23 protein-coding genes and 2 pseudogenes are annotated in these 23,880 nt (G+C 59.8%); 11 read left to right on the forward strand and 14 right to left on the reverse strand.

The annotated features are described in order from the left end of the window. Window positions 1-210 precede the first annotated feature (210 nt). Window positions 211-525: a 3-phosphoglycerate kinase gene (locus ACGJAX_RS29570; protein WP_090324461.1), complete on the reverse strand. Its 315-nt coding sequence runs from the start codon at window positions 523-525 to the stop codon at window positions 211-213. A 49-nt stretch (window positions 526-574) separates the two neighbouring features. Here ACGJAX_RS29570 and ACGJAX_RS29575 point away from each other — a divergent pair, with 49 nt between their 5' ends. From ACGJAX_RS29575 to ACGJAX_RS29590, 4 genes and pseudogenes are all read left to right on the forward strand, one after another. Beyond that, the gene (locus tag ACGJAX_RS29575; RefSeq protein WP_090324462.1) at window positions 575-1,498 is read left to right on the forward strand and encodes a LysR family transcriptional regulator; all 924 of its coding nucleotides are present in this window, start codon (window positions 575-577) and stop codon (window positions 1,496-1,498) included. A 14-nt stretch (window positions 1,499-1,512) separates the two neighbouring features. Next, a pseudogene (locus ACGJAX_RS29580) lies at window positions 1,513-2,318 on the forward strand (alpha/beta fold hydrolase). A 3-nt stretch (window positions 2,319-2,321) separates the two neighbouring features. Continuing rightward, on the forward strand, window positions 2,322-2,879 hold the full coding sequence (locus ACGJAX_RS29585; protein ID WP_390957059.1) for a peptidylprolyl isomerase: 558 nt from the start codon (window positions 2,322-2,324) through the stop codon (window positions 2,877-2,879). Between the two features lie 93 nt (window positions 2,880-2,972). Then, window positions 2,973-4,805, forward strand: coding sequence for an ABC transporter ATP-binding protein (locus tag ACGJAX_RS29590; RefSeq protein WP_247257911.1), 1,833 nt, complete (start codon window positions 2,973-2,975; stop codon window positions 4,803-4,805). 9 nt (window positions 4,806-4,814) lie between these two features. On the opposite strand, the gene ACGJAX_RS29595 is transcribed toward ACGJAX_RS29590, so the two are convergent. Continuing rightward, complete coding sequence (locus tag ACGJAX_RS29595; RefSeq protein ID WP_390957060.1) at window positions 4,815-5,939, reverse strand: GNAT family N-acetyltransferase; 1,125 nt, start codon at window positions 5,937-5,939, stop codon at window positions 4,815-4,817. Window positions 5,940-6,222: 283 nt separating this feature from the next. Between ACGJAX_RS29595 and ACGJAX_RS29600 the strand changes: the two genes are divergently transcribed. Beyond that, on the forward strand, window positions 6,223-7,554 hold the full coding sequence (locus ACGJAX_RS29600) for a putative porin (RefSeq protein WP_390957061.1): 1,332 nt from the start codon (window positions 6,223-6,225) through the stop codon (window positions 7,552-7,554). Window positions 7,555-7,686: 132 nt separating this feature from the next. Here the strand turns inward: ACGJAX_RS29600 and ACGJAX_RS29605 are convergent, their stop codons facing one another. The 10 genes from ACGJAX_RS29605 to ACGJAX_RS29650 all read right to left on the reverse strand — a co-directional run bounded on the left by ACGJAX_RS29605 (window position 7,687) and on the right by ACGJAX_RS29650 (window position 16,328). Then, entirely contained in the window at window positions 7,687-8,739 is a 1,053-nt protein-coding gene (locus tag ACGJAX_RS29605) for an AI-2E family transporter (RefSeq protein WP_090324472.1), read from the reverse strand. Between the two features lie 69 nt (window positions 8,740-8,808). Continuing rightward, the gene (locus ACGJAX_RS29610) at window positions 8,809-9,615 is read right to left on the reverse strand and encodes a DUF4892 domain-containing protein (protein ID WP_390957062.1); all 807 of its coding nucleotides are present in this window, start codon (window positions 9,613-9,615) and stop codon (window positions 8,809-8,811) included. 8 nt (window positions 9,616-9,623) lie between these two features. After that, window positions 9,624-10,283: a glutathione S-transferase family protein gene (locus ACGJAX_RS29615; RefSeq protein ID WP_090324475.1), complete on the reverse strand. Its 660-nt coding sequence runs from the start codon at window positions 10,281-10,283 to the stop codon at window positions 9,624-9,626. A 50-nt stretch (window positions 10,284-10,333) separates the two neighbouring features. Then, a complete protein-coding gene (locus tag ACGJAX_RS29620; RefSeq protein ID WP_390957063.1) occupies window positions 10,334-11,188 on the reverse strand; it encodes an alpha/beta fold hydrolase in 855 nt (284 codons plus the stop codon). Then, window positions 11,185-11,991, reverse strand: a complete 807-nt coding sequence (locus ACGJAX_RS29625) for an alpha/beta fold hydrolase (RefSeq protein WP_390957064.1) — start codon at window positions 11,989-11,991, stop codon at window positions 11,185-11,187. The genes ACGJAX_RS29620 and ACGJAX_RS29625 overlap by 4 nt, the downstream gene beginning before the upstream one ends. Window positions 11,992-12,224: 233 nt before the next feature. Next, window positions 12,225-12,668 carry a hotdog fold thioesterase gene (locus ACGJAX_RS29630; RefSeq protein WP_090324480.1) on the reverse strand — a complete coding sequence of 148 codons (444 nt, stop codon included), beginning with the start codon at window positions 12,666-12,668 and terminating at the stop codon, window positions 12,225-12,227. Between the two features lie 32 nt (window positions 12,669-12,700). Beyond that, window positions 12,701-14,368 carry an AMP-binding protein gene (locus ACGJAX_RS29635; RefSeq protein ID WP_390957065.1) on the reverse strand — a complete coding sequence of 556 codons (1,668 nt, stop codon included), beginning with the start codon at window positions 14,366-14,368 and terminating at the stop codon, window positions 12,701-12,703. A 104-nt stretch (window positions 14,369-14,472) separates the two neighbouring features. Continuing rightward, complete coding sequence (gene sixA / locus ACGJAX_RS29640; protein WP_390957066.1) at window positions 14,473-14,928, reverse strand: phosphohistidine phosphatase SixA; 456 nt, start codon at window positions 14,926-14,928, stop codon at window positions 14,473-14,475. Next, window positions 14,925-15,272, reverse strand: coding sequence for a DUF4389 domain-containing protein (locus ACGJAX_RS29645; RefSeq protein ID WP_090324485.1), 348 nt, complete (start codon window positions 15,270-15,272; stop codon window positions 14,925-14,927). Before ACGJAX_RS29645 ends, sixA begins: the two co-directional genes overlap by 4 nt. A 30-nt stretch (window positions 15,273-15,302) precedes the next feature. Next, the gene (locus ACGJAX_RS29650) at window positions 15,303-16,328 is read right to left on the reverse strand and encodes an NAD(P)H-dependent glycerol-3-phosphate dehydrogenase (protein WP_247257904.1); all 1,026 of its coding nucleotides are present in this window, start codon (window positions 16,326-16,328) and stop codon (window positions 15,303-15,305) included. Window positions 16,329-16,637: 309 nt separating this feature from the next. Between ACGJAX_RS29650 and ACGJAX_RS29655 the strand changes: the two are divergent. From ACGJAX_RS29655 to ACGJAX_RS29680, 6 genes and pseudogenes are all read left to right on the forward strand, one after another. Continuing rightward, a pseudogene (locus ACGJAX_RS29655) lies at window positions 16,638-16,961 on the forward strand (TonB-dependent receptor); the annotation flags it as partial. 1 nt (window position 16,962) lies between these two features. Then, window positions 16,963-17,895 carry an ABC transporter substrate-binding protein gene (locus ACGJAX_RS29660; protein WP_390957067.1) on the forward strand — a complete coding sequence of 311 codons (933 nt, stop codon included), beginning with the start codon at window positions 16,963-16,965 and terminating at the stop codon, window positions 17,893-17,895. Next, on the forward strand, window positions 17,892-19,784 hold the full coding sequence (locus ACGJAX_RS29665; protein WP_390957068.1) for an ATP-binding protein: 1,893 nt from the start codon (window positions 17,892-17,894) through the stop codon (window positions 19,782-19,784). The genes ACGJAX_RS29660 and ACGJAX_RS29665 overlap by 4 nt, the downstream gene beginning before the upstream one ends. A 247-nt stretch (window positions 19,785-20,031) precedes the next feature. Next, window positions 20,032-20,547 carry a 3-hydroxyacyl-[acyl-carrier-protein] dehydratase FabA gene (gene fabA / locus ACGJAX_RS29670; RefSeq protein WP_090324492.1) on the forward strand — a complete coding sequence of 172 codons (516 nt, stop codon included), beginning with the start codon at window positions 20,032-20,034 and terminating at the stop codon, window positions 20,545-20,547. Window positions 20,548-20,558: 11 nt separating this feature from the next. Further along, complete coding sequence (gene fabB, locus ACGJAX_RS29675; RefSeq protein WP_090324493.1) at window positions 20,559-21,779, forward strand: beta-ketoacyl-ACP synthase I; 1,221 nt, start codon at window positions 20,559-20,561, stop codon at window positions 21,777-21,779. Between the two features lie 393 nt (window positions 21,780-22,172). Continuing rightward, window positions 22,173-22,361 carry a hypothetical protein gene (locus ACGJAX_RS29680; RefSeq protein ID WP_090324496.1) on the forward strand — a complete coding sequence of 63 codons (189 nt, stop codon included), beginning with the start codon at window positions 22,173-22,175 and terminating at the stop codon, window positions 22,359-22,361. A 70-nt stretch (window positions 22,362-22,431) separates the two neighbouring features. Here the strand turns inward: ACGJAX_RS29680 and ACGJAX_RS29685 are convergent, their stop codons facing one another. Beyond that, the gene (locus tag ACGJAX_RS29685) at window positions 22,432-22,974 is read right to left on the reverse strand and encodes a DUF2058 domain-containing protein (protein WP_090324498.1); all 543 of its coding nucleotides are present in this window, start codon (window positions 22,972-22,974) and stop codon (window positions 22,432-22,434) included. Window positions 22,975-23,002: 28 nt separating this feature from the next. Next, window positions 23,003-23,836 carry a nucleoside triphosphate pyrophosphohydrolase gene (gene mazG, locus ACGJAX_RS29690; RefSeq protein ID WP_090324500.1) on the reverse strand — a complete coding sequence of 278 codons (834 nt, stop codon included), beginning with the start codon at window positions 23,834-23,836 and terminating at the stop codon, window positions 23,003-23,005. Window positions 23,837-23,880 lie beyond the last annotated feature (44 nt).

Consider the following 23,880-nt stretch of genomic DNA (forward strand, 5'->3'; position numbering starts at 1 on the left):
AGCCTCCATCTGAGAATGCTGTAAGTCGATGGAGTGAAGGTTAAACAGTGTCATATCGATGAAAAAGCGCAAATAATTGCTATAAACTATCGATAAATTCGTTTATAAGCGGATCATGCGTTGTAGAGGCAGGCTTGCTCGCGATAGCGACGAGTAAAAAAGGGCTGTCGACTGCCCCCAACGCTGTCGTGAGCAAGCTTGCTCGTGCAGTCATTTCGGGGTGCAGGTGAGTTTGATACGCATCTTGATGATCGAACGGCTGAACTTGGCCGTCGCGGTTTTGTGTTTGCCAGCGGCCACTTCGATATTACGGGTGCGCGGCGCTTCCGGGCCGTTGTAGAAAACCACCTTACAGGTCGCATCGGTGCTGCCGTAGTTGTTCACCTGAATGGTGGCGATATCGCTATCGGTGTCATAGGTGTTGTAGTCGATGCTCAAGCCATTGAGCTGCTTTTCGACATCGATCTGATAGGCAAACGCAGTCAGCGGCAGCATCGCCAACACCACACAACAGAATTTTTTCATTCAGCAGTCTCCAATAAGGGCTGCCAGCTTAGGACAAGAGGAGCTCATCATGAAAGCGCCCCGCGTGACCCTTGATCAATGGCGAACGTTGCAAGCCGTCGTCGATCACGGTGGCTTCGCCCAGGCCGCCGAGGCGCTGCATCGCTCGCAGTCGTCGGTCAGCTATACCGTGGCGCGCATGCAGGACCAGCTCGGCGTGCCACTGCTGCGCATCGACGGTCGCAAGGCGGTGTTGACCGAGGCCGGTGGCGTGCTGCTGCGCCGCTCCCGGCAATTGGTGAAACAAGCCAGTCAACTGGAAGACCTGGCCCATCACATGGAGCAAGGCTGGGAAGCCGAGGTGCGGCTGGTGGTCGACGCAGCGTATCCGAGCGCCCGCCTGGTCCGCGCCTTGACCGCTTTCATGCCGCAAAGCCGCGGGTGCCGTGTGCGCTTGCGCGAGGAAGTGCTGTCGGGGGTGGAGGAGGTCCTGCTGGAAGGCGTGGCCGACCTGGCCATTACCGGGTTCAGCATTCCCGGTTATTTGGGAACGGAATTGAGCGATGTCGAATTCGTCGCGGTGGCCCACCCCGAACACCCGCTGCATCGCCTCAATCGCGAGCTGAATTTCCAGGATCTGGAAAGCCATATGCAAGTGGTGATCCGCGACTCCGGTCGGCAACAGCCCCGGGACGTCGGCTGGCTCGGTGCCGAACAGCGCTGGACCGTCGGCAGCCTGGCCACCGCCGCCACGTTTGTCAGCAGTGGCCTGGGCTTCGCCTGGCTGCCCAGACATACGATCGAACGTGAACTCAGGGAAGGTACGCTCAAGCTGCTACCTTTGGATCAGGGCGGCAGCCGAAGCCCGAGCTTCTTCCTGTATTCGAACAAGGACAAACCCCTGGGCCCGGCGACGCAGATTCTCATCGAACTGTTGCGCACCTTCGATACCGCACCACTGGACGCCCCCTTCGCCGCGCCTGAACAAGCCTGACACGGAGTGTATGCATGGCCTATTTCGAACACGATGGTTGCAACTTGCACTATGAGGAATATGGCCACGGTACGCCGTTGCTGCTGGTCCACGGCCTGGGTTCGAGTACCCTGGACTGGGAAAAACAGATCCCCGCGCTGGCTGCCCGTTACCGGGTCATCGTCCCGGACGTTCGCGGCCACGGTCGCTCGGATAAACCCCGCGAGCGCTACAGCATCGCCGGGTTCAGCGCCGACCTGATCGCGTTGATCGAGCACCTGAATCTCGGCCCGACTCACTATGTGGGGCTTTCAATGGGGGGCATGATCGGCTTTCAACTGGCTGTGGATCAGCCGCAATTGCTCAAAAGCCTGTGCATCGTCAACAGCGCCCCGGAGGTCAAACTGCGCAGCCGCGACGATTATTGGCAGTGGTTCAAACGCTGGAGCCTGATGCGCGTACTCAGTCTTGGCACCATTGGCAAAGCCTTGGGCAGTAAATTGTTCCCCAGGCCCGAGCAGGCGGACCTGCGAGAAAAAATGGCCGAACGCTGGGCAAGAAACGACAAACATGCTTATCTCGCCAGCTTCAATGCCATCGTGGGATGGGGCGTTCAGGAACGACTGTCGAAGGTATCCTGTCCAACCCTCATCGTCAGCGCCGACCATGACTACACACCGGTCTCGCTGAAGGAAAACTACGTAAAACTGCTGCCCGATGCGCGGCTGGTGGTGATCGCCGATTCGCGTCACGCCACCCCGCTGGACCAGCCCGAACTTTTCAACCAGACGCTGCTCGAGTTTCTTGCCGCCGTCGATACCACCACCCTCAGGATCACTGACCCATGCTGAAAAAAATCGCCCTCGTCGCTGGCTCCGTTCTGTTTGCCGCCAACCTGATGGCGGCAACGCCCGCCAAGGCGCCCCATGTTCTGCTGGAAACCACCAACGGCCAGATCGAGATCGAACTGGACCCGGTCAAGGCCCCGATCAGTACCAAGAACTTCCTGGACTACGTCGACAGCGGTTTCTACAACAACACGATTTTCCACCGTGTGATTCCGGGTTTCATGGTCCAGGGCGGCGGTTTCACTCAACAAATGCAGCAAAAAGACACCAAGGCACCGATCAAGAACGAATCGAAAAACGGCTTGCATAACGTGCGTGGCACCCTGTCCATGGCCCGCACCTCGGTGCCGGATTCGGCCACCAGCCAGTTCTTCATCAACGTCAAGGACAACGACTTCCTCGACCAGGGCGATGGTTATGCGGTGTTCGGCAAAGTGGTCAAAGGCATGGACGTGGTGGACATCATCGTCAACTCGCCAACCACCGTCCGTGGCGGCATGAAGGATGTACCGGCCGATCCGGTGTTCATCAAGTCGGCCAAGCGCATCGACTGAGACTAAGCTGGACAAGGATGTCCGAGCCGTTGCCGGCGATGCCGGCAACGCTCATACCGTTTAAAGGAGACCCCGTTCGCGGGTGAAGAACCGATGCTTTATCGCCGTTTTGAAAAACTGATCGATGTGTTCCGCGACGCCCCGACGCCCGCTCCGCCGGATCGGGTTCTGCCGTTCTATACCTATTACCTCAAGCAGGTCTGGCCGAGCTTCGCCGCCCTGCTGATCGTCGGCCTGGTTGGCGCGCTGATCGAAGTCGCGCTGTTCAGCTACCTGAGCCGCATCATCGACCTGGCCCAAGGCACCCCGAACGTCAATTTTTTCAAGGAACACGGCCTCGAACTGACCTGGATGGTCGTGGTGGCGCTGGTCCTGCGCCCGGTGTTCGTCGGCTTGCATGACCTGCTGGTGCACCAGACCCTGAGCCCCAGCATGACCAGCCTGATCCGCTGGCAGAACCACAGTTACGTGCTCAAACAGAGCCTGAATTTCTTCCAGAACGACTTCGCCGGGCGTATCGCCCAACGCATCATGCAGACCGGCAACTCCCTGCGCGATTCGGCCGTGCAGGCGGTGGATGCGTTGTGGCACGTGTTGATCTACGCCATCAGTTCCCTGGTGCTGTTCGCCGAGGCCGACTGGCGCCTGATGATCCCGCTGCTGAGCTGGATCGTCGCCTTCATCAGCGCCCTCTACTACTTTGTGCCACGGGTCAAGGAGCGTTCGGTCGTGTCCTCCGATGCGCGCTCCAAACTCATGGGGCGCATCGTCGACGGCTACACCAACATCACCACCCTGAAGTTGTTCGCACACACTCATTTCGAGCAGCAATACGCCCGCGAGGCGATCAAGGAACAGACTGAAAAAGCCCAGCTGGCGGGACGCGTCGTGACCAGCATGGACGTGGTCATCACCAGCATGAACGGCTTGCTGATCGTCAGCACCACCGGCCTGGCGCTGTGGCTGTGGACGCAATCGCTGATCACCGTGGGCGCCATCGCCCTGGCCACGGGACTGGTGATCCGCATCGTCAACATGTCCGGCTGGATCATGTGGGTGGTCACCGGCATCTTCGAAAACATCGGCATGGTTCAGGACGGCTTGCAGAGTATTTCGCAACCCGTCTCGGTGACCGACCGCGATCAGGCCAAACCCTTGACCGTTGCCCGTGGCGAAGTGCGGTTCGAGAACGTCGACTTCCACTACGGCAAGCAGAGCGGAATCATCGGCGGCCTTAACCTGAGCATCAAACCCGGCGAAAAAATCGGCCTGATAGGCCCGTCCGGTGCCGGTAAATCGACCTTGGTCAACCTGCTGTTGCGCCTCTACGATGTCGAAGGCGGTAGGATTCTGATCGACGGTCAGAACATCGCCGACGTCAGCCAGGAAAGCCTGCGCGAGCGCATCGGCATGATCACCCAGGACACATCCCTGCTGCATCGCTCGATCCGCGAGAACCTGCTTTACGGCAAGCCCGACGCGACCGACGCCGAGCTTTGGGAGGCTGTGCACAAGGCGCGAGCCGATGGCTTCATTCCGACCCTGTCGGACGCCGAGGGTCGCACCGGTTTCGATGCCCATGTCGGCGAGCGCGGGGTGAAACTCTCCGGCGGTCAGCGCCAGCGGATCGCCATCGCCCGCGTGCTGCTCAAGGACGCGCCAATCCTGATCATGGACGAGGCCACTTCAGCCCTGGACTCGGAAGTCGAAGCCGCGATCCAGGAAAGCCTGGAAACCCTGATGCAGGGCAAAACCGTGATCGCCATCGCCCACCGGCTCTCGACCATCGCGCGCATGGACCGGTTGGTGGTGCTGGAGAATGGCAAGATTGCCGAAACCGGCAGCCATGCTGAACTGTTGGCGCTGGGCGGTTTGTATGCGCGGCTGTGGCAGCATCAGACGGGTGGGTTTGTCGGAATCGATTGAATCTTCAAATCACTCCTGCCGATAGGGCAAGGCCGTCCGCGCCTCTTCGGCATACGCCAGCACACCCAGCCGCTCCTGGTGCAGAAAGTCTTTGACCGCGGCTTTCAACCCGGGATGGCGCAAGTAATGCCAGGAATGGGTAATCACCGGTTCAAACCCGCGAATCAACTTGTGCTCGCCCTGAGCGCCGGCATCGAAGTGTTGAAAACCGTTGGCAATCGCATAGTCCATGCCCTGGTAGAAACAGGTCTCGAAATGCAGCCGATCGAACTCCGCCAGACAGCCCCAATAACGCCCGTAGAAACTGTCGCCCCCCACCAGGCTGAACGCCATGGCGACTGGTCGTGAGGCCTGCCTGGCCAGCACCACGCGGATCGATTGCGGCATCCGCTCGGCCAGCAGGCTGAAAAATTCCCGGGTCAGATAGGGTCTTTGCCGGCGTACCGCGTACGTATTGGCGTAGCAGGCATAGACAAAATCCCACTGTGCTTCGCTCAGTTGCCGACCTTCGAGCCATTCGAACTCAAAGCCCTGCCCCGCCACTTGTTCACGCTCCTTGCGCATCTGCTTGCGCTTGCGCGAACTCAAGGCATCGAGAAAGTCCTGGAAATCCCGATAACCGCGATTCTGCCAGTGGTACTGACAGCCGATGCGTTGCAACCAGCCGGGCTGTTCGGCCAGTGCCGCGTCAGTGAACGGATCGGTGAAGTTGATGTGAGCGCTGGAGAGCCCTTCGATCTCCAGATAACCCGGCAGGCTCTTCAGCAGTTCGAACCCGTCCTCGACGCTGGACGCCAGCAGGCGTGGTCCGCTGACCGGGCTGAACGGTACGGCGCTCAAGAATTTGGGGTAGTAATCGATGCCGGCACGCTCACAGGCATCGGCCCAGGCATGGTCGAACACGTACTCGCCGTAGGAATGCCATTTGCGGTAACCGGGTAATGCGGCGATCAGTCGATCGCCTTCGACATGCAGCAAATGTTCGGGTTGCCAGCCGGTATGCGGGCCGACACTGCCACTGTCTTCCAGCGCGCTCAGGAATGCGTGACTCAGAAATGGCTGAGTCTCGGGCACCAGGGCGTCCCACGTTTGCGGGGCGATTTCGGACAGACTTTGCAGGCGTTGCAACGGCATCACCATCCTCACTCGTTCATGGCGTGAAAGCCTCGCGAGTATCGCTTATCGCCATCTTTTGCACACGATCAAATCGACGACAGCGCTCTATCTCAATAGTTCGCGACGACTCTGCATCGTCATCGACAAGCCATCACATTGCCACCGCCCTGTAATAAACCGTCGCGATACTTGCGCCTGTTTTTAGAGCGCCGGGTTATAGCCCGGCCACTGTTTTCCGTCCATCAATGGTCGGTTGTGCCCTGGATGGCTAAGTCATCCACTCTCATCTTCGGAGATTGATATGCGTCTTGCTTCCACGAAAACTGCGGCAGCCCTGTGCGGTGGCTTGCTGCTGGCCATGAGTGTTCCTGCCAGCGCCGCGGTTGACGCCAAACTGCTCGACATGCTCAAGGCCAACGGTTCGATTACCAACGCGCAGTACAGCGAACTGCGAGCCGAGCTGGCCAAGGATCAGAAGGATCAGCAGATCGCCCAACAGGCCCAACAGGAAACCAACGAACAAATCGCGGCGACTGCCAAGAAAACCAACGAGCTGAGTACCTTCGACCAGAAACTGGCGTGGGCTGCCAAGACCCAGTTCAAGGGAGACGTGCGCTTCCGTCAGGAAACCGTTCAAAACGACGGCGTACCCAACAGCAAGGACCAGAACCGTCAGCGCATTCGTGCCCGCCTGGGTGCCTACAGCGAAATCAACCCGCAAGTCGATACCGGCATTCGTATTGCCACCGGCAGCAACGATGACGCGCGTTCCACCAACCAGGACCTGAACAACTACTTCGACAAGAAGGCGATCTGGCTGGATCAGGGTTACGTCGACTACCACCCGGATGCCATCAAGAACCTGCACCTGATCGGCGGCAAGATGTCTCAGCCATGGGTGAGCATGGGCGACATCATCTGGGATAGCGATATCAACCCGGAAGGTCTGGCAGTCACTTACAAATACCCGCTGAGCGGCAGCACCGAATTGTTCGGCAGCGCCGGTCACTACACCCTCAAGGACAACGTCGACGGCGAGGGCGTGCAGTTCAAACATGACCTGCGTCTGTACGCTGGCCAGTTGGGTGGTCGCTTCGCACTGACCGATAATCTGAAAATGACCCTGGGCGGCAGTATCTACGCCTACGACAACGCTGACAGCAGTGCCTGCCCTGGCAGTGGCACAGTCACCGCACCGTGCGCACTGGCCGTCAACGGCAACACCCCGGGCGAAGAATTCAAACTGTACGAAGGCTTTGGTCAGCTGGACGTAAGCGGTCTGCCGCTGCCGCTGTCGATCTACGGCCAATACGTGAACAACAGCGAAGCCAGCAACAACCAGGACACTGGCTGGTTGGCCGGCGTCAAGACCAAGGTCTACGGCTTCGCTATCGACTACAACTACCGCGATGTACAGCAAAACGCTGTGGTCGGCGCCTTCACCGACTCCGACTTCGCCAACGGTTACACCGGCTCGCGCGGCAGCAAGTTGAAAGTAAGCTACGAGCTGGACAAGAACTTCACCCTCGGTGCTACTTACTTCATGGCGAACTCGGACTACACCAACGCCAACATCAACAAGAAAGATTCGGACATCAACACCCTGCAACTGGATGCCGAAGCCAAGTTCTGATTCCCCGCCTTACGACTCGGGCAAGGAAGCCCGAGCCGCTTTTACAGCCTGGCGTTGGTTTGTCGGTCCCCATCATCCGTCCGATGGACCAACGCGAGTCTGTGTTCTCTATCCCCGCGATCTCTCTCGTATTCAGCGACGATCATCGACCCGTGAATGGCTTTTGCTCCAGTCGGTCAGCAAGCTGTACGCCACCGCGAGCAACGTCGGACCAATGAACAGGCCGATGAAGCCGAAGGCAATCAACCCGCCGAACACGCCCAGCAACACGATCACCAACGGCAGATTACCGCCTCGACTGATCAGATACGGCTTGAGCACGTTGTCCACCCCGCTGATGATGAATGTGCCCCAGATCCCGAGGAACACCGCCATCCCGTACTCACCTTTCCAGGCCAGCCAGGCAGTGGCCGGAATCCACACCAGCGGCGGTCCCATGGGAATCAGGCTGAGCAGGAAAGTGACGATCCCGAGCACCAGGGCCCCCGGTATGCCGGCAATCAGGAACCCGATCAGCGCCAGAACCGCCTGGGCAGCCGCGGTGCCGATCACCCCGTTCACCACCCGCTGCACCGTGCCCGCCACCAGTTCGATGTAGTACCCGGCCCGTTTGCCGATCAGGCGTTCGAGCAAGCCATGGACAAACGCCGCCAATCGCGGCCCGTCCCGATAGAAAAAGAATACGAAGACAATGCTCAGGGTCAGTTCGAGAATACCGCTGCCGATCTGTGCGCTACGTGCCAACAACCAGTTGCCGACCTGACCGAAGTAGGGTTTGAGCGACACCATCATCGCCGCCCCCTGCTGATCGACACTGTTCCAGATTCCGACCAGTCGCATGCCCACCAAGGGAACACTGCCGAGCCAGACGGGGGCTTCAGGCAAGCCATCGACCTGCACGTCCTTGATGAATGCCACGGCATCACGCACGTGGTCCGCCAGGTTGAACCCCAGCCACACCAACGGCACCGCCACCAGCAACATCCAGCCGACAGTCAATATGGCTGCCGCCAGGGACTCGCGGCCATTGAGCCAGCGCGTCAGCAAACGCATCAGTGGCCAACTGGCAAATGCCAGCACCGCGCCCCAGAACAACGCCGACCAAAACGGCGCCATCACCCAGAAACTTGCGCCAAACAGCACCAGGAGCAGGATCTGCACCAACAGCCGGTCGTTATTGATCATCGAAATCTCAAGAAAAGTCAGTTCGCAAAAAAGTAGGCGAACGCGCCGAACGCGTTCACCCGATCAAGCTTAACGCAGCAGTTCAATATGCAGGCCAGAGCCTTCGACGTGGCCGGCTTCCATCCGAGCCGCCCGTACGCCCTGCTCGATCAACGCCTGACGCCAGGCTTCGGCTTTCGGCCCGGAAAGACTGATCCGCAGGGTCGTGTCCAGATTCAGGCCACGGGAGATCAAGCGCAGCCAGATCTCGTCAGGTGCGTCGGTCAGCTTGGGGAAATCGAGTTCGCCAGTGCTTTTGAGCTCGCGCAACAGGGTTGCGGAGGTCGGCAGCAAATCACCCAGTGCCGCCGCGGCGTCAAACTGCTCGACGTGCAGGTAAGCTTTGCGATTGCCACGCGTGATGCTGTAGAGCGCCACCAGCGTATCGTTCTTCGGTGCCGCCAGCCGCAACAGCAAATACGCCTGCTCGTTATCGGAGCCATAGAGTTTGGCGTTGCCAAACACTTCATTGGCCCACAGGCTGCTCTCGCCGCAATCACGGGCCTGGCACCAGAACAGCAGTTGGGCGCCCTGCTTCTGCAAGGCTTCGCGGGCGTCGGTGAAGGCTTCTGTCGCCGAATGCTCCGGCGGCAACTCATAGGTCACCGACGTGGCATTGCCGCGGGCGCTGACCTGCCCATCGAAGCGCAGCTGACCGCTGATTTTGCGGATCGAACCCAAGGGATAAATCCGCTCGAGCTCGGCTGCGGGGCGATAGTCGACGATCTGCGCATCGGTCATGCGCGGCAGAATCGGCAAGTCCTGACTGCCGGGAATATCGGCGGCAAACAACAGAGGACTGAAACAGCACAGCGTCAGCAGGTTGAGGGAACGCATCGATACACTCATCGGATCAGCATGGCCTGGGCGCCCTTGACGACACTGGCGTCATCGGTGCGTTCGGGAATACGCAGTCCGCGTTGCACCGCCGGGCGCGCCTCCATCGTCGCCATCCAGCGTTGCAAGGCTGACAAACCGTCCACCGACACACCGGACCACTCGTGGCCACGCACCCATGGGAACGTCGCGATGTCGGCAATGCTGTATTCGCCGGCGAGAAACTCCACGGCTTGCAGGCGTGTATCAAGTACTTCATAGAGACGGCGGGTTTCATGCTGATAGCGGTCGATGGCGCCCTGGAGCTTTTCCGGGAAGTAGCGGAAAAACACATTGGCCTGCCCCTGCATCGGACCGATGCCGCCCATCTGGAACATCAGCCACTGCATCACCACCGAACGCCCTTTCGGGTCGGCGGGCAACAGCTTTCCAGTCATTTCAGCGAGGTAAATCAGGATCGCGCCGGATTCGAACACGGTGAAATCACCGTTAGTACGATCGACAATCGCCGGGATTCGGCCATTGGGGTTGATCTTCAGGAAGTCCGCGGACTTCTGTTCCTTTTTATCGAAACTCAACGCGTGCACCGTGTAGGGCAAGCCGAGTTCCTCGAGCACGATAGAGACCTTGTGGCCATTCGGGGTCGCAGCGGTGTAGAGATCTATCATGGTTGTCTCCCATTTCAACCCGCCCAGCCTCGACAGTTGCCCGGCGCAAGTCAAGGAACGGCGAAGAACCGATTGAAACAGTCTGCGACAAGATCGGCACCGGACTCGTCATTCAGGTGCAAATGATGGCCGCCTGGCAGCTGTTCCCGGCTAAAGGGTAGACGCTCCAGCAGCTCACGATGTTTGGCGAGCATGCCATCGGCGGCAACCACCAGTTTTGCCGGGCAACTGATTCGATCCACGAAGGCCATGGCCTGCTCAGTGGTAAGACGAAGCGGCGATGGCAGCGTGAGGCGGTTATCCGTGCGCCAGGTGTACCCCCCCGGCACCGGCATCAGGCCCCGTTGGGCCAGCAGTTCGGCGGCTTCGCGACTGACCGCCACCAGCCCCTTCATTCGCGCCTCGATGGCCCGATCGAGAGTGGCGTAAACCGGTTTGCGCTTGTCCCGCAGATCCAGTTGCGCTTGCAGGGCCATGCCCATGCGTTCGGCCGCATTTTCGGCTTTGTCCGTAGGTGGAATGATGCCGTCAATCAGCGCCAGATGAGTCACTCGCTCCGGCAACGATCCGGCGATGATCAAAGACGCGATGGCCCCCATGGAGTGTCCCAACAGCGCAAACCTCTTTAATCCAAGCTGTTCGGCGACTTGCAGGACATCGTGGGCGTAGTCCCACATCGCATAACCGGCACCGGTCGGGCGATGCCCGGAATGTCCGTGACCGGCCATGTCCAGGGCGACGATGCGCAAGCCTTTGAGCTTGGGCGCCAGGCGCGCGAAGCTGTTGGCGTTGTCCAGCCAGCCATGCAGCGCAATCACCGGCAAACCCTCTTCCGGGCCAAACAAGTGCGCCGCCAGCTCGATGTGCGGCAGGCTCAAGCGCACTTCTTCAACGACCTGGCTCATGCGCAATCCTGTTGGCGACGACCGTCCCAGCGGCTGAACAGTTTTTTCAGCAACATCGCGGTGTCTTGCGGACGTTCGAGAGGAAACATGTGGCCACCGGGCATGGTCAAGGACTCGCCCAATGGCAGGCGCCCGACCGAACTGGCGTGATGACGCATCACCACCCGACTGCTGCGCCCGCGAACCACCGCCAAAGGCACTTTCAATTGCCGTGGTCGGCCAGGGCTGGTGTGGGGCACGCCACGGTAAATGCTGATTTCCGTGGCCGGATCGAAGCGCAGGCGCAGCTTGTCGCCCACCTTGTACAAACCGTGCTGCAGGTAAGCATCGAAGCAGTCCGGATCGAAGCCGCGAAACAGGGTCTTGCCGGCAAAATAGTGACGGGCGCTTTCCAGATCGGCGAACTCTTCACGCCGTCCCAGGGTGCGACCGGCCGGGGTCAGCCGGTCGATGAACCCAAAGCGCTTGGCGGCCCGGATCACCCACTGATCGGTACGGGTCAGCACCGGTGAGTCGAGCATCACCACGCCGCGATAAAGTTCAGGGCAGCGCAACGCCGCGTGCAGATGCAGTACGCCGCCAAAGGAATGACCTACGCCCCAGACCGGTTCCGGTTGCTGCTCCAGGTGATGGATCAGTTCGTCTACCAGGTTGTACCAGTTGTCGTCTGCCGGGAAACGCGGGTCATGAGCATGCTGCTCCAGATGCGCCACCTGATACTCGGGCGCCAGCGCCGCGAACAACTTGCCATAGGTCCCCGAAGGAAACCCGTTGGCGTGGGCGAAAAATATCTGCTGCGACATACCGATGATCCATCAACGAAACCAAAGCCCGATTGTCCGCAAGACCGCGCCCCGCAGCAATGACCGTAACTGACAGGAATGATGACAGTCCGGCCAAACCCATAAACCCATAGCGAGCGAGCTTGCTCGCGTTCGGCTGCACAGCAGCCGTCATGTGCGGAGGCCCCGGGCAAGTGTGATTGGGGCCGCTTCGCGATCCAACGGGAGCAAGCTCCCTCGCCACAACACAGGGATCAACGCGCTGGTGGATTTTGCCCCAACGGCACCACGGCCATGGTCAACCGAGACACACAACTGGCCTTGCCCTCGTCGCTGGTCAGGCGAATGTCCCAGACATGGGTCGTGCGGCCGATGTGAATCGGCTTGGCCACCGCCGTCACCCGCCCGCTGCGCAGGCCACGCAGATGGTTGGCGTTGATTTCCAGGCCCACACAATAGAACTTGCTGGCGTCGATACACAGGTAACTGGCCATGGAGCCAACCGTTTCGGCCAGCACCACAGAGGCGCCGCCGTGCAGCAAACCATAAGGCTGATGGGTGCGATGGTCGATGACCATGCTCGCGGTCAGCGACTCGTCGTCAAAGGCTTCGAAGCGGATATCCAGCACTTCGCCAATGGTGTTTTTCTGGATGGCATTCAACTGCTCGATGTTGGGAGTGGTGCGCCACAAACTCATCGCTACTTTCCTTTGTTGGTTTTGTTCGTGACTCAATCCTGCCACAGCACCGCCTCGCTGCGCTCGCTCCATTCCGCGAAACGCTCGCCGTAAGTGGCTTCTATCACGTTGCGCTTGATTTTCAGGGTCGGCGTGAGGAAGCCGTTTTCCACCGCCCAGCTGTCCTTGACCACCACCAGACGCCGCAAGCGTTCGTGCTTGTCGAGGGCGCCATTGACCTCCTCCAGCAACTTTTCCAGGCTTGAGTGAAGGCTGGCGCGCGCCGCACCATCCGCATCCTGCTGCCCGACCGCCGACAGCACGCACAGCCCCAGTGGCGCAATCAAGCCATCGCCGACCACACACACCTGTTCAATCCGCGAATGCACCGCCAAACGATTTTCGATGGGAGCCGGGGCCACGTATTTGCCTTTGCTGGTCTTGAAGATTTCCTTCAGGCGTCCGGTCAGTCGCAGATTGCCTTCGGCGTCTTGCTCGCCCTTGTCGCCGGTGCGCAGGAAGCCATCCTCGGTGATGGTGTCGGCTGTTTTCTGCGGCTCCTTGAAATAGCCGAGCATGGTCGCGCCGCTGCGCACCAGGACCTCGCCCGAGTCGTCAATGCGCACCTCGACTTCCGGACAGGGCTTGCCGATCCACCCCGGTTTGTTCTGGCCCGGCAGGCCAATGTGCGAGTAACCGCAGTTCTCGGTCATGCCATAGACCTCCAGCACATCCAGCCCGAGCTTGCGGTACCACAACAGCAATGCCTGCGGCACTGGCGCCGCGCCGGAGAGGGCCACGCGCAAGGCGTCCAGCCCCAGGCCGGCGAGGACTTTGTGCCCGACCCGCTTGCCAATGATCGGCAGGCCAAGGAGGAAGTCGAGACGCTTTGCCGGGATCTTGCTGTAGACGCCCATCTGAAACTTGGTCCAGATCCGCGGTACGCCAAACAGCGCGGTCGGTCGGGCGCGGCGCAAATCGGTCAGAAACGTGTCGAGGCTTTCGGCAAAAAATACCATCTGCCCGGTATAGATCGACGCCAGCTCGACGAACATCCGCTCGGCGACATGGCACAACGGCAGATAGGACAACAGCCGGTCTGACTCGTTGAGGCCGAACAATCGGGTGCCATGGGTCGTGGCAAACCCCAGGTTGCCGAAACTGTGCATTACGCCTTTGGGCAGCCCGGTGGTGCCGGAGGTGTAAATGATGGTCGCCAGTTGATCGGCGGCGGGTTTGGGGTCGTCCTGGATGGGGGAACTGCGTTGCAGCTCGGCCCAACTGAAATCGAATCTGCCCGGCGGATGCAGCGGCAGGCTGATGGTCGGCAGATCCGTGCTGACTCCACTGGACATGCTCGGCCAATCGTCGAGTTTGCCAATGAAGGCCAGCGCCGCTTCCGAATGCTCCAGCACCTGGGCCACGGACTTGGCAGTCAGATTCGGGTACAGCGGCACTGATACATGCCCGGCCATCCAGATCGCGAGGTCGGCAATTATCCAGTGGGCACAGTTTTTCGAGATGAGTGCGATGTGACTGCCCTGGGGCAACTCCCGCGCCCGCAGCCAGTGAGCGGCGCATCGGGCCTGATGGCCGACGTCGGCCCAGGTCAGCGTTTCGACCTCCCCGCCCCCCACGGGCTGGACCAGAAAGCGCTGGCGGGGATGACAGGCCTCGCGCTCGTAGAAAACGTCCAGAGGCAAACGAAAAGCAGCAGACATGCGACTCGCTCCTTTATTTTGGTCTGGAGCAAGCGTAGTCAACCAAGCAAGTGCTTGGTTGACTATTTCGCAGAAAAACGTTTGATCGTATTCCTGCTAAACGGTTACGGGTGTTTGATGCCCTTGAGCTTCATCGACCCGATCAGCAATTCATCGCCATTGATTTCGGCCAGTCCGGCGGTACCGACCTTCTCCGGCGGATGCCCGGCGCCATGTTGCAGGTAGCTCAGCAGGTTCCCCACCAGCGGGTTGTGACTGACCAGCAAGACATTACTCACCGACACCAGTTGCTCGGCCACCTTGTCTGGATCAGTTTCCGGCGTGAGCCATTCGACGGTACGGATCTCCGGTTCGAAACCCAGTGCGTCTCGTACAAGTTGAGCCGTTTCCTGCGCTCGCAAGTAGGGGCTGGCATAGATTGCGGTGAGCGGCTGGCCCATCAACAACGCCGCGCTGCGCAGTACTTCTTCACGACCGTGGGCGGTCAACGCCCGCTCCGAATCATGGTGTTTGGAACCGTGAGGTTCAGCTTCACCATGACGCAATACCCAGAGTTTCATAGCTTGGGTTCCTCATCTCGGGCCGGATGCGGAGCTGGCGCCACGACGTGCGGCGCTTCACCTTCCGGCGTACGCGGCGTTGGCCAGTCGGCGAACGGCCAGGGTTTCTGGTCGCTGTGAAAACTGCCGAAACGACCGATCTGGGCCAGAAACTGACTCAGGCTGTCGCCGAAATTCATCAGGCTGGCGCTCGGGGCGCCATAGATCAAACGATAGATCAACTGCACCAGCACCACGGCGCCAAGGATGAACTGCGCCACTTGCCAGACCAGCAAGAACACGATCATCCACAGTACCCGCAGCAGGATGGACTCGTATTTGGCTTCTATTTTTTGATCGCTCATGTCTCGCTCCGTTCCTGTTACATAGAGGGCTCAGTTGAAGCCGCTGGTGGAAATGAAATCGACGTCCGTCTTCGGCTCCGCGCGCATCAGCAGCTCGATCACCTGCTCCAGCGTGCGCCCTTCGAACAGGATCGCATGCAGCCCGGCGACCAGCGGCATATACACACCGACCTCCTGAGCCTTGGCCTTGAGCACTTTCAGGGTATTGACGCCTTCTGCGACTTCGCCCAGGCGATTGACCGCCTCGTCCAAGCTCAAACCCTGGCCGAGGGCGAAACCGACCTGATAGTTACGGCTTTTCGGCGACGAGCAGGTGACGATCAAATCACCCACGCCCGCCAGCCCCAGAAAGGTCATCGGGTTGGCGCCCTGATTCACCGCGAAGCGGGTCATTTCCGCCAATGCCCGGGTGATCAGCATGCTCTTGGTGTTTTCCCCCATGCCCAGCGCCACTGCCATGCCGGCGATGATCGCGTAGACGTTTTTCAACGCCCCGCCCAGCTCCACACCGAAACGGTCGGCGCTGGCGTAGACGCGAAAGGTACGACCGTGCAACGCGGCCTGAACACGCTGACAGAGCTCTTCGTCTTCACTGGCGACCACTGTGGCGGTCAGTGCGTGCTCGGCCACTTCTCGGGCCAGGTTCGGCCCGGACAACACGCCGATGCGTGCTTGCGGAGCGATTTCCTCAAGGATCTCGCTCATCAGTTTGAAGGTGTGGGCTTCGATGCCTTTGGTCAGGCTGACCAGAAACTTGCCGCGCAAACGCTCGGCATGCGGGGCCAGCACCGAGCGCAACGCGCTGGATGGCAGTGCGACAAAACACAGGTCGCAGGCCTCCAGGGTGGCTTGCAGATCCGTGACCGGTGTCACACCGGGCAGAATCTTGATGCCTTTGAGGTAACGCGGGTTCTCACGATTGACCCGGATGGCCTCGGCCTGCTCGGGGTCACGCATCCACTGCAAGACCTGATGACCGTTTTCAGCCAGCAGATTAGCCACGGCGGTACCAAAACTTCCGCCTCCCAGGACCGCAATCGGGCGCTGTTCAGTCATATGCAATCCGTTAATCCATACCAGTGGCGATGTCGGCATTATACGGAGCGGCCCAGTGGCGGCCAGCCCCCGCGTCAATTAGCGGCGCATGTGCAAAGAAGTCCAACAAAGCCGCGGAAAATGCTGACATCGTGACTGGAAAAGTCTTACAGCTCGTTTAACATGCGCGCCATCACTCGCTAACAAGGAAGCGTCGTGCCACTGGGTTCTTCCTCACCTCGCTCGCCGTTGGTAATGGCGCTGGCTCTCAGCTCGCCATTGCAGGCTGACGACTTGTTCCTCGACAGCGAAACGCTCCCGCCAGTGCTCACGGCTACTCGCCTGAAACAATCACCGGCCGCCGTGCCGGGGAGCGCCTCCCTGGATGCGCAGCAGACTGCGCGTCACAGCGGCTCCGCCGATTCGGACCACGAATGGAACAGTGCACGCCTCTACTATAGTGACGACGCCCTCAACGACTACCGCTTTGAACGAGTCGATGCATGCATCGCCAAACACATCCGCCTGGGCAAGGCCAACCTGGAGTTGGCCGGCGTGCTTGAGCAAAGACTCGACAATCAGCCCACCAGCTTCGTCGACAACCACTACGACGAGCGCCGGGTGATGTATTTCAGCGCGGAACTGGCGTTTTAAGATGCAGCATTATCGGTTGCCCAGGACGCCAACCGTTGGCCATCTACTGGTCATGTTGTGCCTGGTGGTCAGTGGCTGGCTGAGCAGCCTGGCGGTCCACGCTGCGGACATTCTGCTCACCGGTATCGAAGACAACCCCGGCGTGCAGTCCTTCACCCAGGCCTTGCGCGAATTGCGACCTGGCGACAACGTGCGTTTCCAGCCGCTGACCGACCTGCCGGCACCGGGCAAGCTGCCTGGCAATATCCGCTTGATTCTGCTCGACCTGCCGAGCCTCGACTGGCGCCTGCAAGACAGCCATGGTCCGGCGACACTGGTGCTGCGCATCAGCCGCCTGCAGGCGCGGCAACACCTGGGCGACGCCCTGCCGGCGCACCTCAGCCTGCTGTGGAGCGATCCGCCCCTGGGCCGTCAATTGCACCTGATCCAAATCCTTTTGCCTCAGGTCAAACGGGTTGGCGTGCTGTTCGACAACCACAGCGAGTTTTTGCTCAAGGAACTGCGCCAGGCCGCTCTGCCATTGGGTCTTGAAGTGGTCACCGAGCGCTGGGATAACACCCTCGACAACCGTCCGTTACAGAACCTGCTGAAAAACAGCGATGTGCTGCTGGGCTTAGACGATCCGGACCTGTACAACCCGAAAACCGCGAAAAATCTGCTGCTCAGCAGCTATGCCCGACAAATGGCGCTGATCGGCCCCAATGCCGGCTTCGTCAAGGCCGGGAGCCTGGCCAGCACCTACAGTGATCAAAGCGATTGGCTGGCGATGCTCGGCGACTTGCTCGACCAGCCACCCGCCAGTTGGCCACGCACGCACTACGCGCGGCGCTTCAAAGTCTCGAGCAACGCGCAAGTGGCGCGCTCGCTGGGTATCGAACAGATCAATGAAGCCTCTGTCGCAGCATTGTTGGCAGAAGGAGAACGCCGCCCATGACCTTCCGTCGTCGTTGGGACATCAACACCCGGACCCAGCTCATCAGCCTCGGCCCTGCCCTGCTGCTGACACTGCTGTTGATCAGCTTCTTCACATTCGTACGGCTCCAGGACCTGCGCCAGGAGCTCAACCACACAGGTCAGTTGATCGCCAATCAACTGGCGCCGGCGACCGAGTACGGGGTGATATCCGGCAACAATGAAGTGCTGGACAGCCTGCTGAAGGCCACATTGGCAACGCCCAATGTACATTTTCTGGAAATCCAGGACAGCGCCAACCGGATTCTGGTGCACGTCGAGCAACCGTCGGCCCGCCCACGCCAGGTCGAAGTGTTCCAGGCGCCGGTGCGGCTGCAACGGGTACCACTGCACAATGATTTTTTCCAGAGTGGCAACAGCGCGGCCACGGCTCCTGCCGAAGACTATCTGGGTCGGGTGATCGTCGGACTGTCCAGTGACGCGTTCAGTCAGCGCCAGCAGGAAATCCTGCTCAAGGCCGGCATTCTGGCGCTGTTCGCGCTGTTATTCACCTTTCTGGTCGCCCGGCGCCTGGCGGGAAGCCTCTCACAACCGATCCGGGACATCGGCGACGCGGTCAAGGCGATCCAGAACGGCGACTATAAGACCCCCTTGCCCATCGTCGACGACACCGAGCTGGGCGCCCTGTCGCAACACATCAACAACCTCGCCAGCGGCCTCGAACAGGCCAGCCGTGAACAGCAGCAGGCAATGGCGCAATTGATCCAGACCCGCGAAGAAGCGGAAAAGGCCAACAACGCCAAGTCAGATTTCCTCGCCATGATGAGTCACGAACTGCGCACGCCCATGAACGGTGTGCTGGGCATGCTGCAGTTGCTGGAAACCACCGACATGACCGAGGAACAGGTCGAATACGCCGCACTGGCATCCGAGTCCACCGAACACCTGCTGAAAGTCATCAACGACATTCTGGATTTCTCGCGCATCGAACGTTCGGAACTGGAGCTGGAACATATTCCGTTCAACCTGGCGGACCTGATCAGCGCCTGCGCGCAGTCATTCCAGCACAGCGCCGTGCAGCGCGGGCTCGATCTGCAGTTGCAGATCCCCGACGACATGCGCGGGCTTCAGGTTCAGGGCGACCCAACGCGCATCCGGCAGATTCTGGTCAATCTGGTCGGCAATGCGCTGAAGTTCACCGAGCAGGGTCGCGTCACCATCGAATCGCAGTGGCAATCCCTCGATCACGAATTGTTGTGGTTTACCTGCACCGTACGTGACAGCGGAATTGGCATTTCGGCGCAAAGCCTGGAATTGATGTTCAACGCGTTCCAGCAGGCTGACAGTTCCATTTCAAGGCGTTACGGAGGCACCGGACTGGGCCTGCCGATCGCCCGCACCCTGGCCGAACGCATGGGCGGCACCTTGCGTGCCCAAAGCGAGGAAGGCCGGGGCTCGGTATTCACGCTGGAAATTCCTCTGGCGCTCTACCAAAAGCCATTGCCGGCACGTTCACTCCGCGCGCCCAGCGGCAAGGGTGACGGTGAGGGCCGCAATGTGTTGCTGGTCGAGGACAATCCGGTCAACCAGACGGTTATCGAAGCCATGTTGCGCAGCCTGGGCTTTACGGTCAGTGTCGCGGCCGATGGTGCGCAGGCCGTGCGCAGTGCCGAGAGCCTGATTTTCGAAGCGATCCTCATGGACTGCCGATTGCCGATCATCGACGGCTACGAGGCCACTCGCCAGATCCGCCAACTGCCCGGCTGCACCGACCTGCCGATCATCGCCCTGACCGCCAATGCCTTGCAGGGCGACCGTGAAGCCTGCTTGTCGGCGGGGATGAACGATTACCTGGCCAAGCCCTTCAAACGGGTTGATCTTCAGCAAATTCTGCAACGCTGGGTGCAGTAGTACAGGCCTTTCGACCATCTGTGACTGGCGTGAAAGTCGAAAGTGCGGCAGTCTTAGGCACCCGAACAGGCCCGAAAAGGGGCTTGAATAAAAATTTCAGTGCACAAGTGTACATTCATGTCCTTGGTGCTGTGACTTTCACCACAACGCAATAGTCTATGAGTAGGCTGCCGGTTCGAGGCATGAACGCTTCGATCGGCCGGGAAGATTTGCCCCACCTGCCGCATGGGACTATTGAGGAGCTCGCATGACCAAACAAAACGCCTTTACCCGGGAAGACCTGCTGCGCTGCAGTCGCGGTGAGCTGTTCGGCCCAGGTAACGCGCAACTGCCCGCCCCCAACATGCTGATGGTTGATCGCATCACCCTGATCAACGAAGAGGGTGGCAAGTACGGCAAAGGTGAATTGGTCGCCGAGCTGGATATCACCCCGGACCTGTGGTTCTTCGCCTGCCATTTCGAAGGCGATCCGGTGATGCCGGGCTGCCTGGGCCTCGACGCCATGTGGCAACTGGTCGGTTTCTTCCTCGGCTGGCAAGGCCTGCCGGGCCGCGGCCGCGCCCTGGGTTCGGGCGAAGTCAAATTCTTCGGCCAGGTCCTGCCGACCGCCAAGAAAGTCACCTACAACATCCAGATCAAACGCGTGCTCAAGGGCAAGCTGAACCTGGCCATCGCCGATGGTTCGGTCACTGTCGACGGTCGCGAGATCTACACCGCCGAAGGCCTCCGGGTCGGCGTTTTCACCTCCACTGACAACTTCTAAGGGTTATCCGCATGCGCCGCGTCGTTATCACTGGTCTGGGCATTGTTTCGTGCCTGGGCAATGACAAAGAGACCGTCTCCGCTAACCTGCGTGCAAGCCGCCCTGGCATCCGGTTCAACCCGGAATATGCTGAAATGGGTCTGCGTAGCCAGGTTTCCGGCTCCATCGACCTTCCCCTCGAAGAACTGATCGATCGCAAGATCTATCGCTTCGTCGGCCACGCGGCGGCTTACGCCTACCTGGCCATGAAAGATGCCATCGCTGACTCCGGCCTGACCGAAGAGCAAGTGTCGAACCCGCGTACCGGCCTGATCGCCGGTTCCGGCGGTGCCTCCACGCTGAACCAGATGGAAGCGCTGGACATCCTGCGCGAGAAAGGCGTCAAGCGCGTCGGCCCATACCGTGTAACGCGGACCATGAGCAGCACCGTTTCTGCTTGCCTGGCCACGCCATTCAAGATCAAGGGCCTGAACTACTCCATCGCTTCTGCCTGCGCCACCAGTGCTCACTGCATCGGTACCGCCATGGAACAGATCCAGATGGGCAAGCAGGACATCGTATTCGCCGGCGGCGGTGAAGAAGAGCATTGGAGCCAGTCGTTCCTGTTCGACGCCATGGGCGCACTGTCCAGCAAGCGCAACGACACCCCGGAGCAAGCCTCCCGCGCTTACGACGCCGACCGTGACGGTTTCGTCATTGCTGGCGGTGGCGGCATGGTCGTGGTTGAAGAGCTGGAACACGCTCTGGCCCGCGGCGCGAAAATCTACGCGGAAATCGTTGGCTATGGCGCGACGTCCGACGGCTACGACATGGTCGCCCCGAGCGGCGAAGGCGCCATCCGCTGCATGCAGATGGCGATGTCCACCGTTGATGCTCCGATCGACTACCTGAACACCCACGGCACCTCGACTCCGGTTGGCGACGTTGCGGAAATGAAAGGTGTGCGCGCTGTCTTCGGTGACAAGGCTCCAGCCATCAGCTCCACCAAGAGCCTGTCGGGTCACTCCCTGGGCGCCGCCGGCGTTCACGAAGCGATCTACTGCATGCTGATGATGGAAGGCAACTTCATGGCGGGCTCCGCCAACATCGACGAACTGGACCCGGAAGTGGCTGACCTGCCAATCCTGACCAAGACTCGTGAAGATGTCGCCTTCAACACCGTGATGAGCAACAGCTTCGGTTTCGGTGGCACCAACGCCACGCTGGTACTGAAGCGCTGGCAGGGTAAGTAATACCCCGCCGTTTCGCTGCACACGAAAACGCCCCGACTGGTTCGGGGCGTTTTTTTTGCCTGGAAAACGCAAAGCCCCGTGGGCGAGATTGCTCCGGGCGCGCTCCGACGTTGGCGGTGTATCAGTGATGCGTCCTCATCGCGAGCAACCTCTCTCCCACAGGGGGTCCGGCCAGTGTCGAACCGGGGGGTTATCCTCAATGCGAACATGAAGCTTTTGTCATGAAACTTAACGGCCTGCGACTGAATGTCGCGGCCTGCAAGGCCTGCGAGACTTTGCCCGATTTTGCAAAAGTCTGTTTCCAAATCGAAGAGTTTACTTAGCAAGCTAACAAAACATATAACAGAACCCTGCACACGCCTTGCTGCAGATAAACAAGATTGGAGCTAGCAGATGACTGTAAAAGTAACTGAACGCGACGATTCACATAAATCCCACGAAGGCGTAGCCGCCGGTATCCGCATCTGGGATGTGCATCAACAGGGCTTGTTGGTCGGGATGTTCCATAACGAAATCGACGCTCACAACTACAGGGCCGAACTGGAACTGCTGGAACGGCAACGAGAGCAGCAGTCCGCATAAGCCATGACAGCATCGAAAACGACAAACCCCGCCATGAGCGGGGTTTGTCGTTGTTGCAGTCGTTAACGACTTACCACATCAGATCGTCAGGGATCTGATAGGCCGCGTACGGATCGTCCTCGGCCGCGACTTCTTCGGTCTGCACATTCAGTTGCACGATACGTTGCGGATCGCGCTCCTGGATCTTCAGGGCCGCTTCACGCGGGATCACTTCATAGCCACCACCGTGGTGCACGATGGCCAGCGAACCGTTGCTGAGCTTATTGCGCATCAGGGTGTTGACCGAGATTCGCTTTACCTTCTTGTCGTCGACGAAGTTGTAGTAGTCCTCGGTCGTCAATTTCGGCAGGCGCGTGACTTCGATCAGTTGCTTGACCTGCGCGGCACGGGCTTTTGCCTCGGCCTTCTCCTGCTGCTGACGGTTGAGTTCCTGATCGCGCTTGACCTTCTCGGCCATGGCTTCCTGAGCCGCACGCTGCTGGGAGTCATCGAGTTCGATCTGGCCTTTGTGGGCCAGACGCTGCTGCTTCTGTTTCTCTTTGCTGACCTGCTTGGCCTGCTTCTGGTTGACCAGCCCTGCTTTGAGCAACTGGTCGCGAAGGGAAATGCTCATGGTGCTTATTACTCACTTAGGCAACTGCTCAACCGCAGCTGGGCAAATTCTTTTCCTGACGTTTGGCTTCGCCCCACAGGGCGTCCAACTCTTCGAGGGTGCAATCTTCCATGGGACGATGGGTGTCGCGCAATGCCTGTTCGATAAATCGGAAACGTCGTTCGAACTTGCTGTTGGCCCCACGCAGCGCGGTTTCCGGATCAACCTTGAGGTGGCGCGCCAGATTGACCACGGAAAACAGCAGGTCGCCGACCTCGTCGGCAATCGCGCCCGGGTCGTTGTCGGCCATCGCCTCGAGTATTTCATCAAGCTCTTCACGGACCTTGTCCAGCACCGGCAAGGCATCCGGCCAATCGAAACCAGCCTGCCCGGCACGCTTCTGCAATTTGGCTGAACGGGACAACGCCGGCAGTGCGGCGGGAACATCATCAAGCAAGGACAGTTGCTGGGGCGCGGATGACTTCTCGGCCCGTTCTTCGGCCTTGATCTCTTCCCAGCGTTGCTTGACCTGCTCTTCGCTCAAACGCGGGACATCCAGCGGCGCGTACAGATCGCCGGTGGGGAACACGTGTGGATGCCGGCGAATCAGTTTGCGGGTAATGCTGTCGACCACACCGGCGAATTCGAAACGCCCTTCTTCCCGGGCCAGCTGGCTGTAGTAAACCACCTGGAACAGCAGATCGCCCAACTCACCCTGCAAGTGATCGAAGTCACCACGCTCGATGGCGTCGGCGACTTCGTAGGCTTCTTCCAGGGTATGCGGGACGATGGTGGCGTAGGTTTGCTTGATGTCCCACGGGCAACCGTACTGCGGGTCGCGCAGGCGGTTCATGAGGTGCAGCAGGTCTTCGAGTGAATACATCGTTCAATCTCTGTCCGCTCCCTGTTGGAGCGAGCCTGCTCGCG

The sequence above is a fragment of the Pseudomonas moorei genome (assembly GCF_042846945.1).
GTDB lineage: Bacteria > Pseudomonadota > Gammaproteobacteria > Pseudomonadales > Pseudomonadaceae > Aquipseudomonas > Aquipseudomonas moorei.